The 13,112-nt window shown below is 36.9% G+C and carries 11 protein-coding genes; 3 read left to right on the top strand and 8 right to left on the bottom strand.

Translation table 11 applies throughout. From position 1 onward, the window contains the following. Nucleotides 1-3: 3 nt before the first annotated feature. On the bottom strand, nt 4-462 hold the full coding sequence (locus IGJ55_RS04595) for a PTS sugar transporter subunit IIA (RefSeq protein WP_207121118.1): 459 nt from the start codon (nt 460-462) through the stop codon (nt 4-6). 15 nt (nt 463-477) lie between these two features. After that, nucleotides 478-1,542: an L-ascorbate 6-phosphate lactonase gene (gene ulaG, locus IGJ55_RS04590; protein WP_207121117.1), complete on the bottom strand. Its 1,065-nt coding sequence runs from the start codon at nt 1,540-1,542 to the stop codon at nt 478-480. Nucleotides 1,543-1,737: 195 nt separating this feature from the next. Between ulaG and IGJ55_RS04585 the strand changes: the two genes are divergently transcribed. The 3 genes from IGJ55_RS04585 (at nt 1,738) to IGJ55_RS04575 (ending at nt 4,293) form a co-directional block, all read left to right on the top strand. Further along, the gene (locus IGJ55_RS04585; RefSeq protein ID WP_207121116.1) at nt 1,738-2,502 is read left to right on the top strand and encodes a hypothetical protein; all 765 of its coding nucleotides are present in this window, start codon (nt 1,738-1,740) and stop codon (nt 2,500-2,502) included. A 15-nt stretch (nt 2,503-2,517) separates the two neighbouring features. Beyond that, complete coding sequence (locus IGJ55_RS04580) at nt 2,518-3,285, top strand: DeoR/GlpR family DNA-binding transcription regulator (protein WP_069640589.1); 768 nt, start codon at nt 2,518-2,520, stop codon at nt 3,283-3,285. Nucleotides 3,286-3,363: 78 nt separating this feature from the next. Further along, nucleotides 3,364-4,293, top strand: a complete 930-nt coding sequence (locus tag IGJ55_RS04575; protein ID WP_069640588.1) for a LysR family transcriptional regulator — start codon at nt 3,364-3,366, stop codon at nt 4,291-4,293. A 50-nt stretch (nt 4,294-4,343) separates the two neighbouring features. Here the strand turns inward: IGJ55_RS04575 and rlmN are convergent, their stop codons facing one another. The 6 genes from rlmN to nhaC all read right to left on the bottom strand — a co-directional run bounded on the left by rlmN (nt 4,344) and on the right by nhaC (nt 13,101). Beyond that, the gene (gene rlmN, locus IGJ55_RS04570) at nt 4,344-5,408 is read right to left on the bottom strand and encodes a 23S rRNA (adenine(2503)-C(2))-methyltransferase RlmN (RefSeq protein WP_069640587.1); all 1,065 of its coding nucleotides are present in this window, start codon (nt 5,406-5,408) and stop codon (nt 4,344-4,346) included. Nucleotides 5,409-5,582: 174 nt separating this feature from the next. Then, nucleotides 5,583-7,406: an FtsX-like permease family protein gene (locus IGJ55_RS04565; RefSeq protein ID WP_430607495.1), complete on the bottom strand. Its 1,824-nt coding sequence runs from the start codon at nt 7,404-7,406 to the stop codon at nt 5,583-5,585. Beyond that, complete coding sequence (locus IGJ55_RS04560) at nt 7,396-8,145, bottom strand: ABC transporter ATP-binding protein (protein ID WP_069640585.1); 750 nt, start codon at nt 8,143-8,145, stop codon at nt 7,396-7,398. The genes IGJ55_RS04565 and IGJ55_RS04560 overlap by 11 nt, the downstream gene beginning before the upstream one ends. 108 nt (nt 8,146-8,253) lie before the next feature. After that, a complete protein-coding gene (locus tag IGJ55_RS04555; protein WP_207121114.1) occupies nt 8,254-8,955 on the bottom strand; it encodes a GntR family transcriptional regulator in 702 nt (233 codons plus the stop codon). 264 nt (nt 8,956-9,219) lie between these two features. Beyond that, on the bottom strand, nt 9,220-11,595 hold the full coding sequence (locus IGJ55_RS04550) for a DNA translocase FtsK (protein WP_430607492.1): 2,376 nt from the start codon (nt 11,593-11,595) through the stop codon (nt 9,220-9,222). Between the two features lie 123 nt (nt 11,596-11,718). Further along, nucleotides 11,719-13,101 (bottom strand): Na+/H+ antiporter NhaC, encoded by a 1,383-nt coding sequence (gene nhaC, locus IGJ55_RS04545; RefSeq protein ID WP_430607489.1) that lies wholly within the window; start codon nt 13,099-13,101, stop codon nt 11,719-11,721. Between the last annotated feature and the right edge of the window lie 11 nt (nt 13,102-13,112).

Raw genomic sequence — 13,112 nt, 5'->3', positions numbered from 1 at the left:
TTTCTATAGATCAAAAGTAGTCATCACTCTTTGATAGTCTGCCATCGTTTCTACTGTCATCAATGCCTCGATCACGCCTTCAGTCATCAACATTTCTGATAGTTTTGAAATATTTTCGACGTGCTCTTCACTATTTTTAGCAGCTAATGTGAAAAATAAACGGGCATTTTTTTCAACATTACCTTCTTCAAACACTACATCTTGCTTCATTTTTGTAAATGAAATAGCTGTACCTAAAACTCCCTGACTCTCCTCTGACGAATGCGGCATCGCCACACCTGGAACGATCACGATATATGGTCCATATTTTTGCACACATTCTATGATCTCATCTATATATTGCTGTGTGATGATCTTCTTTTCCAGTAATGTCTGGCAGCTAAGAGCGATGGCAGCCTTCCAATCAGAAGGCGTTTCTTCACAAAATCGAATCAATTCATTATCATAAAAATACTTTAGCATGCACTTACTCCTTTCTTATAAAAATGATGGAAACGGTGTGTCATTATCTTTTGTAAAGACATCATCAAACCCTCTGTAAAAATTAAATTCAAGCTGATCTTTATCATTCGGATATGTAAACTTCCCGCCAACTTGCCAAATAAATGGCTTAAACTGATAATTCAAGCGATCCTTTTTAAACTTCCAAATTTCTGTAATTTCTTTAGGATCTGCCATAAAGTTTGCCCAAATATCGTAGTGAACTGGAATCACAACTTGGGCATTCAATGATTCTGCCATTCTTAACATATCAACTGAGGTCACTTTATCAGTAATCCCGCGAGGATTTTCACCATAAGCACCTAAACAAACATCAATTTTGTGTTCATTTCCATGTTTTGCAAACATATTAGAATAATGGGAATCTCCTGCATGATAGATATTACCGCCACTTGTTTCAAATAAATAATTCACCGCAATCTCATCCATATCTTGCGGTACTTTCCCTCGTAATGTTACTTCTGGGTCTTCACAAGTCACTAGTGCAGTTCGGTCAAAAGCCTCCAAAGCAACAATATCCACATCCTTGATTGAGACGTGGTCACCCGGTTTTACAACCATCGTCTTAGCTTCTGGAATCCCCCACCTCAACCACGTAGCAATGACTTCTTTTGGCCCAATAAAACGCGCATTTGGACAATTCTGATGAACAGCTGCCGCTGTGTTGATATCTAAGTGATCTGAATGGATATGTGTTACAACCAAAGCATCCACATCTTTTATGGCAAATGGATCAATAACAAACGGCTGAGTTCGTAAATTCGGCTGCATATTCTCACAACCGCTCATACGCATCATTTGATGTCCTTTTTTCATCTTGCCATTACCATGACTTTGTTTTCCTGTGCCGCACCACAAGTCACATAGGATATTCGTTCCCTCATGAGACTTCAGCCAAATTCCTGTACAACCTAACCACCACAGTGAAACTGTCCCAGCTTTTACTACTTCCTGTTCGATTTCTTCATTTAAATACGTTCCCCATTCAGGAAAAGTACTTAAAATCCAACTTTCTTTCGTTACATCATGAATCGTCGCCATATCATCTCTCCACCTTTTCTCAATCTATTTACACTTTTCATTCTACAATATTTTAAACCGTTTTCAATCCATTTTTATGATCGTTTAATCATTTTTAAGAGCGAATAAACAAAATTATCGTCACAAAATTATAAAAGCCTTATTTTTATGTTCATTCAATCATTTGTATGATATAGTGATAAAGAGGTGATAAACATGAAACATTCAGTTTGGAAAGGGATTTACTTTGGAAAAAAGGCACTCTTATGGTTTGTTTATTTATTATTTGCGATTTATATTAGTTCTCTTGTTGTCAGTTCCCAAGCACTTGGTGCTAAAGTGTTTTTTGGTGTTGTCGGAGTTGTAGCATTAGGTATTGTGATACTTTTTGAATATTTAAAAACGATCTATGAAAAAATGATTTACGCTTTGACCGTTAAGTGTAATTTGCCTGAAGCAATAACCCTAAAAGAAAAATTGAAGGAAAAAGATTTGTTTAATGGCTTCAAACAGTCTATTATTATTTTTGACAGTTTACTTTTATTAGATGCTGGAAAGTACGTTACATGTTTGGACCATCTACAGAACAATCAAAAATTTTTCCATTCTACTTTGGATTACCTCTTCATTTATTATCATACGCAAATGTACTGCTATTTTTTTTTAGAAGAGGAAGAAAATTTGACTTTTTGCCTAGATCGTCTATTCAAGATAAAAAATAGTAAAAAAAAGCAAATTCGCGGATTATTTTCATGGCATGAAATTACTGGAATCAAGTATTTCCATCAAAATAGAACTAAAAAATGCTTAAGTGAATTAGATTTAGTTGATCAGAATCGACTAAATAATCGTGAATTGACCTATCTTTTATATCTAAAAGGTCAATGTTTACTTAAACTAAACAATCAATCAACTGGGCATCGTTTATTGAAAGAAGCCAAAGAGATAGGAAAAACACTTGCAATAGCTCAATTGAGTTAAAAAGGAGGAGCACATATGAAAAGCTCGCATCAAATGATCAAAGAGCGTCGAGACAAACTACTCGCACTATTGACCACAGAAACAAGTCTATTAGTGAAAGAAATCAGCCTTGAGCTTGCTGTTTCAGAAATAACCATTCGTCGTGATTTGACGGCGTTAGAAAAGATGGGCTTAGTTCAACGAACTCATGGTAAAGCCAAAATTGTTCAAAAAACCGGGACCGAGGATTACAATGAGGAAATTGAAATTTTAAAAAATGCGATTGCTAAAAAAGCGGCTGAGTTTGTTAAAGATGGCAATACTTTATTTATCAATACCGGCTCAACTGCTTTATCTTCTTTAAAAAACTTAGAGAATAAACGTGTAACGATCGTGACGAACAATGTAAAAGTAGCTAATTTAGACCACAATCCAAATTCTACCGTTATTTTATCTGGTGGTGAAATTCGATTTCCAAAAGAAGCTTTAGTTGGTGATATTGCAATCGACTCATTTTCAAAAATGTCTTCTGATATTTCAATTATCGGCTGTTCTGGACTGAGTATTGAAAATGGTATTACCACGCCTGTCTTACACGAGTCTAAAATCAATTCTTTGATTATTGAGCGAACAAATGGGTTAGTCATTGTTGTTGCCGATTATCGTAAGATTGGTTTTTCTTCTAATTTTACTAGTGGTAAAATTAAAGATATCAACTATTTAATTACAGATACTTTTGCTTCTCCTGAAGTGATTCGAGCAATCGAAAAACAAGGAGTACAAGTGATTCAAGTTGAACTCTAATGCTACTAAAAGGCGGGCATTACTCTCCACCGAGCCAAACCAGTCCATACCGCTTTTATATTAAGGAGGTCTGATATCATGCGGATCAAACAATTGGATTATATCGTTAAAATCGTTGAATTAGGTTCAGTAAATGAAGCTGCAAAGCATCTTTTTATTACCCAACCAAGTCTTTCAAGTGCTGTTAAGGAACTCGAACAGGAAATGGGCATTCAAATTTTTCGGCGTACACAAAAAGGAATGGTTTTAACAATTGAAGGAACTGAATTTTTATCGTATGCTCGACAGATTTTAGAACAAGTGGAATTAATGGAGGGGAAATATAAGGGACAAGAAACACGTCGAAGATTGTTTTCCGTCTCTGCTCAACACTATGCTTTTGCGGTTCATGCGTTTGTTCAACTAATCAAATCTTATGAAAAGAATGAATATGAATTTACTTTTCGTGAAACGCAAACGAATAATATAATTGAAGATGTCAGCACTTTTCAAAGCGAATTAGGTATTCTCTATTTAAATTCCTTCAACGAAAATGTGATTCGTAAACTATTAAAGGAAAAACAGCTAACATTTCATTCATTGTTTACTGCCCATCCTCATGTTTTTGTAAGCAAAAAGAATCCTTTGGTCGGGAAAAAATCAGTCACTCTAAATGACTTGGAGAACTTCCCCTATCTTTCTTTTGAACAAGGACAGTTTAATTCTTTTCACTTTTCTGAAGAGATTTTGAGTACTCTTTATCATAAAAAAAGTATTCGTGTAAGTGATCGAGCAACATTATTCAATTTCTTGATCGGGCTAGATGGCTACACGATTAGCTCAGGTGTTTTAAGCCGTGAATTGAATGATGAGAATATCGTTGCTTTACCTCTAGAAGTGGATGAAACAATGGAAATCGGCTGGATCCATCCGGCTCAGATGTCTCTGTCACCAATGGGTAACGAATACTTACGTTATTTAAAAGAACACATTATTGATTATGGATTTACTATTTCAAATGACGAATAGAAAAAAAAGGCCGAGACAAAACTAAAAATCAGTTTTGTCTCGGCCTTTTTCTATCGTTTAGCTTTTTTTATTTGTTTACTTCTCAATTGTCCGCAGGCAGCATCGATATCTGTGCCATATTCTTTTCGAATCACACAGTTGACACCATTTTTCTTTAAAATATCATAGAATTTCAATACATCTGCCTTTTCACTACGGCTATATTGGTCATGTTCACTAACTGGGTTATATGGAATCAAGTTAACAAAGGTTAACTTCTTCTTATCCTTCAATAAATCAGCCAATTGTTGGGCATGTTCTGGACGGTCATTCACATTACTCAACATGATATACTCAAACGTAATTCGACGATTTGTTTTTTCCAAATACTCATCGACTGCATCCATCAATTTTTCGATAGGAAAACTACGGTTGATGCGCATGATCGATGTACGAACATCATTATTTGGCGCATGTAAAGAAATTGCTAAGTTGACTTGCAAGCCATTATTCGCAAATTCTTTGATTTTTGGTACTAATCCACTTGTTGAAACTGTAATATGACGAGCGCCAATTGCTAAGCCTTTTGGATCATTGATCGTATGTAGGAAATTCATTAAGTTATCATAGTTATCAAACGGTTCACCGATCCCCATTACAACAATATGGCTAACTCGCTCACCTTGTCCACGTTCGTCAAAATAATGTTGAACTAACATGATTTGGGCGACGATTTCTCCTGCTGTCAGATCACGTTGTTTTTTTAGCAAGCCACTGGCACAGAAGGTACAGCCAATATTACACCCAACTTGAGTCGTCACACATACAGACATCCCATATTCTTGACGCATTAAAACTGTCTCGATCATATTTTTGTCGGGTAACTCAAAAAGATATTTCACAGTACCATCTTTCGCTTCTTGAATAATTACTTGGCGCAATGGATTGATAATAAAGTTTTCTTCTAATAAATCAATAACCTCTTTTGACAAATTTGTCATTTCATTAAATGCCATGACACGTTTGATATATAGCCATTCCCATACTTGAGTGGCCCGGAACTTTCTTTCGTCATGTTCGATGAACCATGCGATCAGTTCTTCTTTTGTTAAACCATAAATGGATGCTTTTTCCACTAGTTCTCTTCCTCATTTCTTCTAAACATTCGCTTCATACTATAACTTATTGTCCACGATTTGTCCATATGTTCTCTAGGTTATGCAGCACTTTGTTTCTATAGTTTTGAAACTACTACTTATTGAAAAGAACCTCTACAAACGCTTCACTCGTTTGCAGAGGTTTTCTTTTTTCTAAGCTTGAATCAATCGATAAACTTTTTTGAAATAAAAGACACGAGCAATTAGATAGTAGATGATTTGAATCACGATAAACATCCCTAATACTTGCCAACCAGCTATTTGCATCCCTTGATTAAACATATGATACATCGCAGTCAAAGCCACAGCTCCGTGAATCACCGAGACAATAATCGGTGTAAAGAACAGGATTCCCACTTGCTGATAAATCATTTTCTTCAATTCTTTTTTCGCTAACCCCATTTTGTAAATCATCTTGAATTTCTCAACGTCGGCGTCCATATCACTATATAATCTGAAATATAAGAAGCTGCCGGCAGAAACAAAGAAGACAATTCCGATAAAGATTCCCACAAATAAAATTGGTGCATATTCATTTGTAATCGTTTGTTGCGAATAACTTTTGGCCATCAAAAGTGGATTTTTCTCTTGGAACTTACCCACAGAAACCAGTTCATCGTAACTAGCATTTTTAGGCTGCCAAACAGTCGTTATCGTATTTTCCAAGCTTTGTAGCTTGGTCTCATCTGGTACGATGACCGTTGTGGCATAGGCTGAGACGACCGCCGATTTTTCTGTTTTAGTGACAGGTAACGTTACCTCGTCTGGCAGTTTCACTTCATTTATTGTTACTTCTTGTATGCCGATTTCATTCGCTAGTCGCAATTGAACAGCGTTCCCTTGGGTTTGAATCGTTGGTTTGTTCGCTAATTTTGCAAGATGATTATAGTCAGATTCTTTGATCACATCAATTTGCTCAGCATTTGTATAAATCGTTGCTTCTCCCTCATCCACTTGTATCCCTTTATCCGCTAACAATTGGGTAAAGGTCTGTTTTATCCCAGCTGTTTCCTCAGCTGTTCCAGTGAGTTGAAACTCATATGGCACTTGCTTCATTCCATCTAAGATCATATTTTGAAACCCATATAGCGTTCCGATCGCAGCAAATGCCACCGTTGAAATAATCGATACTAAGAAAAAAGAGCGGGCATTGTCTTTCATACGGAAAGCTAAATCTGAAAAAACCACCATATTCGTTTTTTTCCAAAAAATAGCTTGTTTCTTTTTTAAACGCTCAATAACTGAAACACTTAATTGATTGAATAAAAAACGCGTACCTGCAACTACTAGAAAAATCACAGGGATCATGACAAAGGGAACTAACATGCCTTTAACTAATAGAGCAATTGCATAACCTGCACCGATCAAAACGATCGCTAACATCGTTTTAACACGCGAGCTTTGGATCGTGCCTTTACCCAAGTCACCTGCTTTTAACAATTCCTGTAAACTTAACTTTGGTAAACGAAACTGAATGAAAAACGAAATAGCTAAAAATAAGGCTGTAAAAGAAATAATCGTTAACCCTAGTGCTTGTGTTGGAAAATAGAAACCGAAACTGACATGCATCAATTTATTACTCAACCATAAAATCACCTGTGAAAAGCCAACTCCAGCCAAGCTACCAATGATCGTAGCAAAAAAACCAATAACTAAATTCTCAATAAAAACCATTTTTTTTAGTTGCTTCGGGCTCATTCCCTGGATCATTAATAGACCAAATTCTTTTTTTCTAGACTGGATGAAGACATCCATGGAGTATAGGACAAAGAAAAAGGCAAAGCCATAAATAATGATTGCAGCTGCTAACATACCGATTTGTGCCTTATCATTCAAGCCATCAGCTAATGACGGGTGAAACGCAAACACGGTAAAGGTGAAGAAGACCATCACTGAAAAAAGTGTGCTTAAAAAATATGCCATGTATAAATGTTTATTTCTTAAAGTATTTCGAATGACAAATTGACTAAAACTCATTATCAACACCTTCAATCTCAGATAGTTTCACCATGATTTCATCGTAAAACATCTTTTGATTTCCATTGTGATGGATCTCATCGATCAATTCACCGTCTTTGATAAAAACGATTCGCTTGCAATAACTGGCAGCTAAAGGATCATGGGTTACCATTAAAATCGTAGCTTTTTCTTCTTCATTTAATTGTTGTAATAATTGCATGACGTCTTTTGATGATTTTGTATCTAGATTTCCTGTTGGCTCATCTGCCAATAAAAGTTGGGGTTGATGGATCATTGCACGAGCGACAGCCACACGTTGAGCTTGGCCTCCTGAAATTTCTGCAATACGTTTTTTCAGCAACGGTGCAATTCCTAAGCGATCCGCTAAAAGATTGAGCTGTCGTTTCATCACTGAAATTTTTTCCCCATCCAAGGTTAATGGTAAAATAATATTCTCTTCTACAGTCAACGTTGGCATCAAATTGAAACTTTGAAAAATAAAGCCTAGCTCTCTTCGTCTGAATTTCGCAATTTCTTCTTGATTTAGTTGATTAGGGTCTTTGCCATTCATTAAAATCTGTCCTGATGTCGGCTGATCGATTGTTGCTAAAAGATTCAAAAAAGTACTCTTTCCACTTCCAGAAGGACCCATAATCCCGATAAATTCACTGTCATTTACCGTTAAATCCAATCCTTTTAGTGCTTCATATTTGATTTCAGTTCCATATGTTTTCGTTAAATTTTCTACTTGTAACATCATCATCGCTCCTTTTCTCTACTGTTTTAGTCTAATCCAATTACAACGAACACACCATAGAAAAAAATAACAGATTGCTTACACTTTTGTAAGTAATCTGTTATTTCTTTAAGCTTCATATTCAATAACATACGGATAAAGAGCTGTATTATAAATTGCTTCTGAGAACTCAACGATTTCACCAGAAAGACCAACTGATTTACGAATTCTTTTTAGTCCATTTTTTTCGGAAGTTGCTAGAGTTTCTTGCTGTTCACTAGTCAATTCTACTGTTTGAAAACTATCCTCAAACTTGATGATTTCGATGCCATGTTGATCCATCAAACGATATAAGGACTCCTGTTCAAAATCTTCTACTGGCACATCAGCCATAATCGTTGGGAGATAATAATTAAAAAAGATATAAGGACGATCATCTAACGTGTAAAGACGAGCGACCTTGATCGCTTCTGCTCCAAGACAAGCATAGATTGGAGAATCAATCTCTAAAGTTACTTTCTCTAATTTCAGAATTTTCTTAGCTACTTGTTGTCCAGAGTCATTTAAATATTCTGTAAATGTGCCCGCTTTTGACAATTTATTATAAGGACGATTGCTCAAAACAGTTGTTCCTTTACCACTTTTCTTTTCAACTAACTCTTCTGAAGATAATAATTCAATCGCTCGACGAACCGTTATCTTGCTTACATCAAATAATCGTTCAAGCTCTGCTTCTGTTGGTAACAAGGAACCTACAGGATATGTGCCATTCATGATATCTGATTTGATTTGTTCTGCCACGTCTAGATATAATACGCTTTTTCTTCTCATATTCTCCATCCTTATATAATTTATTAGTGTATCGTTTTATTTTAGTTTATTCGTCTTGTATTGCGAATTCCTTAATTCTAATCGCATTTATACTTTAATTAGCAATTCATCCATCTGTTCTATAGTATTTTGTACATTATACCAAAGTTTACATTTATGGCAAACCTCTTTAGAGAAACTGTGTACATATAGCATCCATTGTTTCGTCTTTAATAAATAAAAAATGGAGTCAGCTTTTCTGCTCACCCCACTTTTTCAACATTCTTACTCTGATCCATGATCGATTGGTGCATCTTCTGGCACCTGTTCAAGAAAGACTTTCCTTGGTTTGCTGCCTTCTGATGGTCCAATCACACCATGCTCTTCTAATTCATCTACTATACGAGCTGCTCTGTTGTAACCAATTCTAAATCTTCTTTGCAATAATGAAATACTGGCTGTTTGCATTTCTACCACCAATGCTTTCGCCTCTTCATACAGATCATCTTGTGGTGTATCACTTGAACCGTTACTCATTGTATCTTCTTCTGTCGGCATCATGCTCTCTTGGTAATCAGCCTCTTGCTGTTCGGTCACAAATGCCACAACACGTTCAACTTCATGGTCTGAAATAAACGCTCCTTGGACACGAATCGGTTTGTTCTCACCCATTGGTAGGAACAACATGTCCCCTCGGCCTAATAGTTTTTCCGCTCCATTACTGTCGATGATCGTTCTAGAATCGGTTCCACTTGAAACGGCAAATGCCATCCTTGACGGAACATTTGCTTTGATGATTCCTGTGATGACATCGACACTTGGTCTTTGTGTTGCCAAAATCATGTGGATCCCAGCCGCACGTGCCATTTGGGCTAAACGGATGATTGCATCTTCCACTTCATTACTCGCTACCATCATCAAATCGGCTAACTCGTCAACGATTACAACAATGAATGGTAAAATCGGACGATTTTCGCCATCTTCAAGGTTTTTTTGAATAACTAATTCATTATACCCAGAAATATTTCGGACACCTGAAGCGGCGAATTTTTCATACCTGAATTCCATTTCCTGTACAACTTTTTGTAAAGCCTGAGCTGCTTTTCTTGGATTTGTCACAACAGGTGTAAGTAAGTGGGGAATCCCATTGTAGACATTTAATTCTACCATTTTGGGATCGATCATCATCAGTTTCACTTCATGAGGTTTTGCTCTCATTAAAATACTGGAGATGATCCCATTGATCGCAACTGATTTCCCACTTCCGGTCGATCCTGCAATCAGCAAGTGAGGCATTTTTGCCAAATCTGCGGACTGCACCATACCAGAAATATCGCGGCCAAGTGGTACTTCTAGTAATTTATCTGGATGGCTGGGAGCCGCTTCGATGATATCTCTAAATGATACTGTGCTAACTGTGCTATTGGGCACTTCGATCCCGATCAATGATTTCCCTGGGATCGGCGCTTCCATCCTGACATCTTTTGCCGCGAGCGCTAAGGCAATATCATCCGTCAAACTAACTACTTTACTGACTTTAACTCCTACAGCTGGTTGAATCTCAAACTTCGTTACAGCTGGTCCCAGACTGGCTTTGACAACTTTTGCATCTACGCCGAAGCTTTTGAAAGTTTGTTCTAATACGCCAATATTTTTTTCGATTTTTTGATACTCTCCGCTTTGATCGGAGGCTGGGATCGAATCTAATAAGGTTGAAGGTGGCAGTTCATAGTCACGATCTTCGGCTTCTTCTGAAATCTCAAAATCTAACTCGCCACTTTCTTCTAGTTCAGGAGTAGTCGTTGTTTTAGGCTGAGTTAGTGGTTCTTGTGCCTGACTTTGGAAGCTATCGATTGGAACGAGTGTTAATTGCTCCGGTTCTTGTAAATCTTTTTCTTCTTGTTCCCGAGCTTCATGCGCTAATTTTTCACCTGGTGTTAATTCTCGTACATCATTTTTTAAACGTTCTTGCGCCATTTGTTCCATTTTTACTTGTTTAGCTGCACGTTTTTCTGCTCGTTTGGCTTCTTTTTCTGCTTGTCTTTCACTACTTTTAGCTGTTATGCCACTAAGTTTTTCTCTGACAATCTGTAGGCCGTTCATCACTTGCCGAAAATCGAGCATACTGATTAAAAATGCCCCAAACAATACAAGTAATCCCGCAATTAAATAACTACCAAATTGAGCAACTAAGAAAAATGTCCCACTATACAAGAGCGCACCGATCATTCCACCGCCAACATTTTCAGCCACGGTACTTCTCTTTAAGTCAATTCGAAGAAAATCCCAAGTAGTTCCAATAATATCAGGTGACTGAGTTCCTACATTGCGGAACATGTAAGCATGTAAAAATAGTAAAACCCCTAAGTAAATGATCAACCCACCAATGATTGGGCGACTTTTTTTAATTGGAAATTCTTTCCCAAAGATTACTAATGACAGCCCATAAAGCATGAGTAAAATAGCTGCTATTGAAAAAGTATTTCCTATGACCACACGTAAACCGTTGGCAATCAATGTGCCAAGGAATCCTAATTTTAATAATCCAAATAATCCAAAGAAGATAAAAAAGATACCGAGAAAAATGAAATTAAGATGCTCCTGCTGTTGTAGTTGCTTTTTAGTTTTTTTCTTTTTTGCACTTTTCCGTTTTTGTGCCATGTAACATCCCTCTTTTCAATCAGTATCCATTATACCTAAAAATAGAGCCGAACAAAAGTACCCCCATTGTTTCTCTTAAAATTTTAATGATTTTGAATAAACACACGCCTTTATTCGCATTACTTATTCTACCAAAGATGCTTGTTTATGAATCCCAATTCCAGTTATACCAGAAAAAATCGACAAAATCGGACAGAATAAAATAAAGAAACTAAATGGTGCATAATCTAATGTAGCCACTTGCAGTGTACTTGCCATGAATACTCCGCTTACTCCCCAAGGAATCAATGAATTTAGAACTGTTCCAGAATCTTCCAAGGCGCGTGACAAAACTTCTGGGGCAAGACCTGATTTATCATAACTTTCTTTAAAAGCACGGCCAGGTAAAATGATGGATAGATACTGCTCTCCGATCATTAAATTAGCCAAGGCACCACTGAAAACTGTCGCAGCTACTAAACTACCTGTTGATTTCAACTTAGCAGCAAGCGGCGCCATCAAAACAGTGATCACGTCCATTTTCATCAATAACCCGCCCAATGACAATGTTAAAAGAATCAATGAGACTGACCACATCATACTTTGAATCCCCCCTCTGGTCAACAAAGCATCAATTTGTTCCATTCCTGTTTCTGAAACAAACCCATTTTCGATTATCGTACTCAATTGTTTTAAATCAACCGTCTTTTCTTGAAACAAATACATCACACTTGAAACTAAAATCGTGACCAATAATGAAGCAATAGCTGGAACCCGTTTGATTGAACAAAAAACTAGCAGCAGAATCGGTAAAAGCGCCCACCAGCTAATCGAAAAATTTTCTTGTAATACTTCTAAAAATTGGTTTGTTTCAATCATTGTTTGCCCAATTTTTGTTTGAAAGCCAATAATTGCATATAGCATAAACGAAAGAATAAAGGCTGGAACGGTCGTCCACATCATATTTCGAATATGTTTAAATAAATCTGCTCCGGCAATCGCAGAAGCTAAATTGGTCGTATCAGAGAGCGGCGACATTTTATCACCAAAAACAGCACCTGAAATGATCGCTCCGGCTAGTATCGCAGAATTGAACCCCATTGAGATTCCCATCCCCATTAAAGCCAAGCCAATTGTTGAAACAGTAGTAAAGGCACTGCCAACCGAAATTCCCACTACTGCACAACTAACAAAGGCCGATGGTAAAAAAATCGTGGTGCTAATCACAGAAAATCCAGCGTACATCATGGTTGGAATCACACCACTAGCAATCCAAACTGCAATCAAGGCACCGATCAAAATAAATATGACCATCGGAACGATTCCTGTTTTAACCCCTTCAATGATCCCTTCATGAATCTTATCCCAGGAAGCTTGCCGCCACTTACTCCAAGCTATTAATAAGCCTAAAGCACATAACACTGGGAAAATCGGACTCATACCGATGCCGATCACACAAATACTAATAATCAATAATAATGATAGAAATACAATAAATGCTTCTTTGACACTTAACTCTTTGTTCATCTAAAATCCCC

Source organism: Enterococcus sp. AZ170, from assembly GCF_050545135.1.
Classification (GTDB): domain Bacteria; phylum Bacillota; class Bacilli; order Lactobacillales; family Enterococcaceae; genus Enterococcus_L; species Enterococcus_L ureilyticus.
Note: the sequence above shows the minus strand (reverse complement) of the source record. Positions and strands in the feature narration are given on the sequence as shown.

What these genes read in the sequence shown, in the direction of transcription:
- IGJ55_RS04555 (WP_207121114.1), bottom strand. Translation starts at nt 8,955, where the DNA reads ATGAGAAGAAAAAGCGTATTATATCTAGACGTGGCAGAACAAATCAAA.
- IGJ55_RS04580 (WP_069640589.1), top strand. Translation starts at nt 2,518, where the DNA reads ATGAAAAGCTCGCATCAAATGATCAAAGAGCGTCGAGACAAACTACTC.
- ulaG (WP_207121117.1), bottom strand. Translation starts at nt 1,542, where the DNA reads ATGGCGACGATTCATGATGTAACGAAAGAAAGTTGGATTTTAAGTACT.
- IGJ55_RS04550 (WP_430607492.1), bottom strand. Translation starts at nt 11,595, where the DNA reads ATGGCACAAAAACGGAAAAGTGCAAAAAAGAAAAAAACTAAAAAGCAA.
- IGJ55_RS04565 (WP_430607495.1), bottom strand. Translation starts at nt 7,406, where the DNA reads ATGAGTTTTAGTCAATTTGTCATTCGAAATACTTTAAGAAATAAACAT.
- IGJ55_RS04575 (WP_069640588.1), top strand. Translation starts at nt 3,364, where the DNA reads ATGCGGATCAAACAATTGGATTATATCGTTAAAATCGTTGAATTAGGT.
- IGJ55_RS04560 (WP_069640585.1), bottom strand. Translation starts at nt 8,145, where the DNA reads ATGTTACAAGTAGAAAATTTAACGAAAACATATGGAACTGAAATCAAA.
- IGJ55_RS04585 (WP_207121116.1), top strand. Translation starts at nt 1,738, where the DNA reads ATGAAACATTCAGTTTGGAAAGGGATTTACTTTGGAAAAAAGGCACTC.
- nhaC (WP_430607489.1), bottom strand. Translation starts at nt 13,101, where the DNA reads ATGAACAAAGAGTTAAGTGTCAAAGAAGCATTTATTGTATTTCTATCA.
- IGJ55_RS04595 (WP_207121118.1), bottom strand. Translation starts at nt 462, where the DNA reads ATGCTAAAGTATTTTTATGATAATGAATTGATTCGATTTTGTGAAGAA.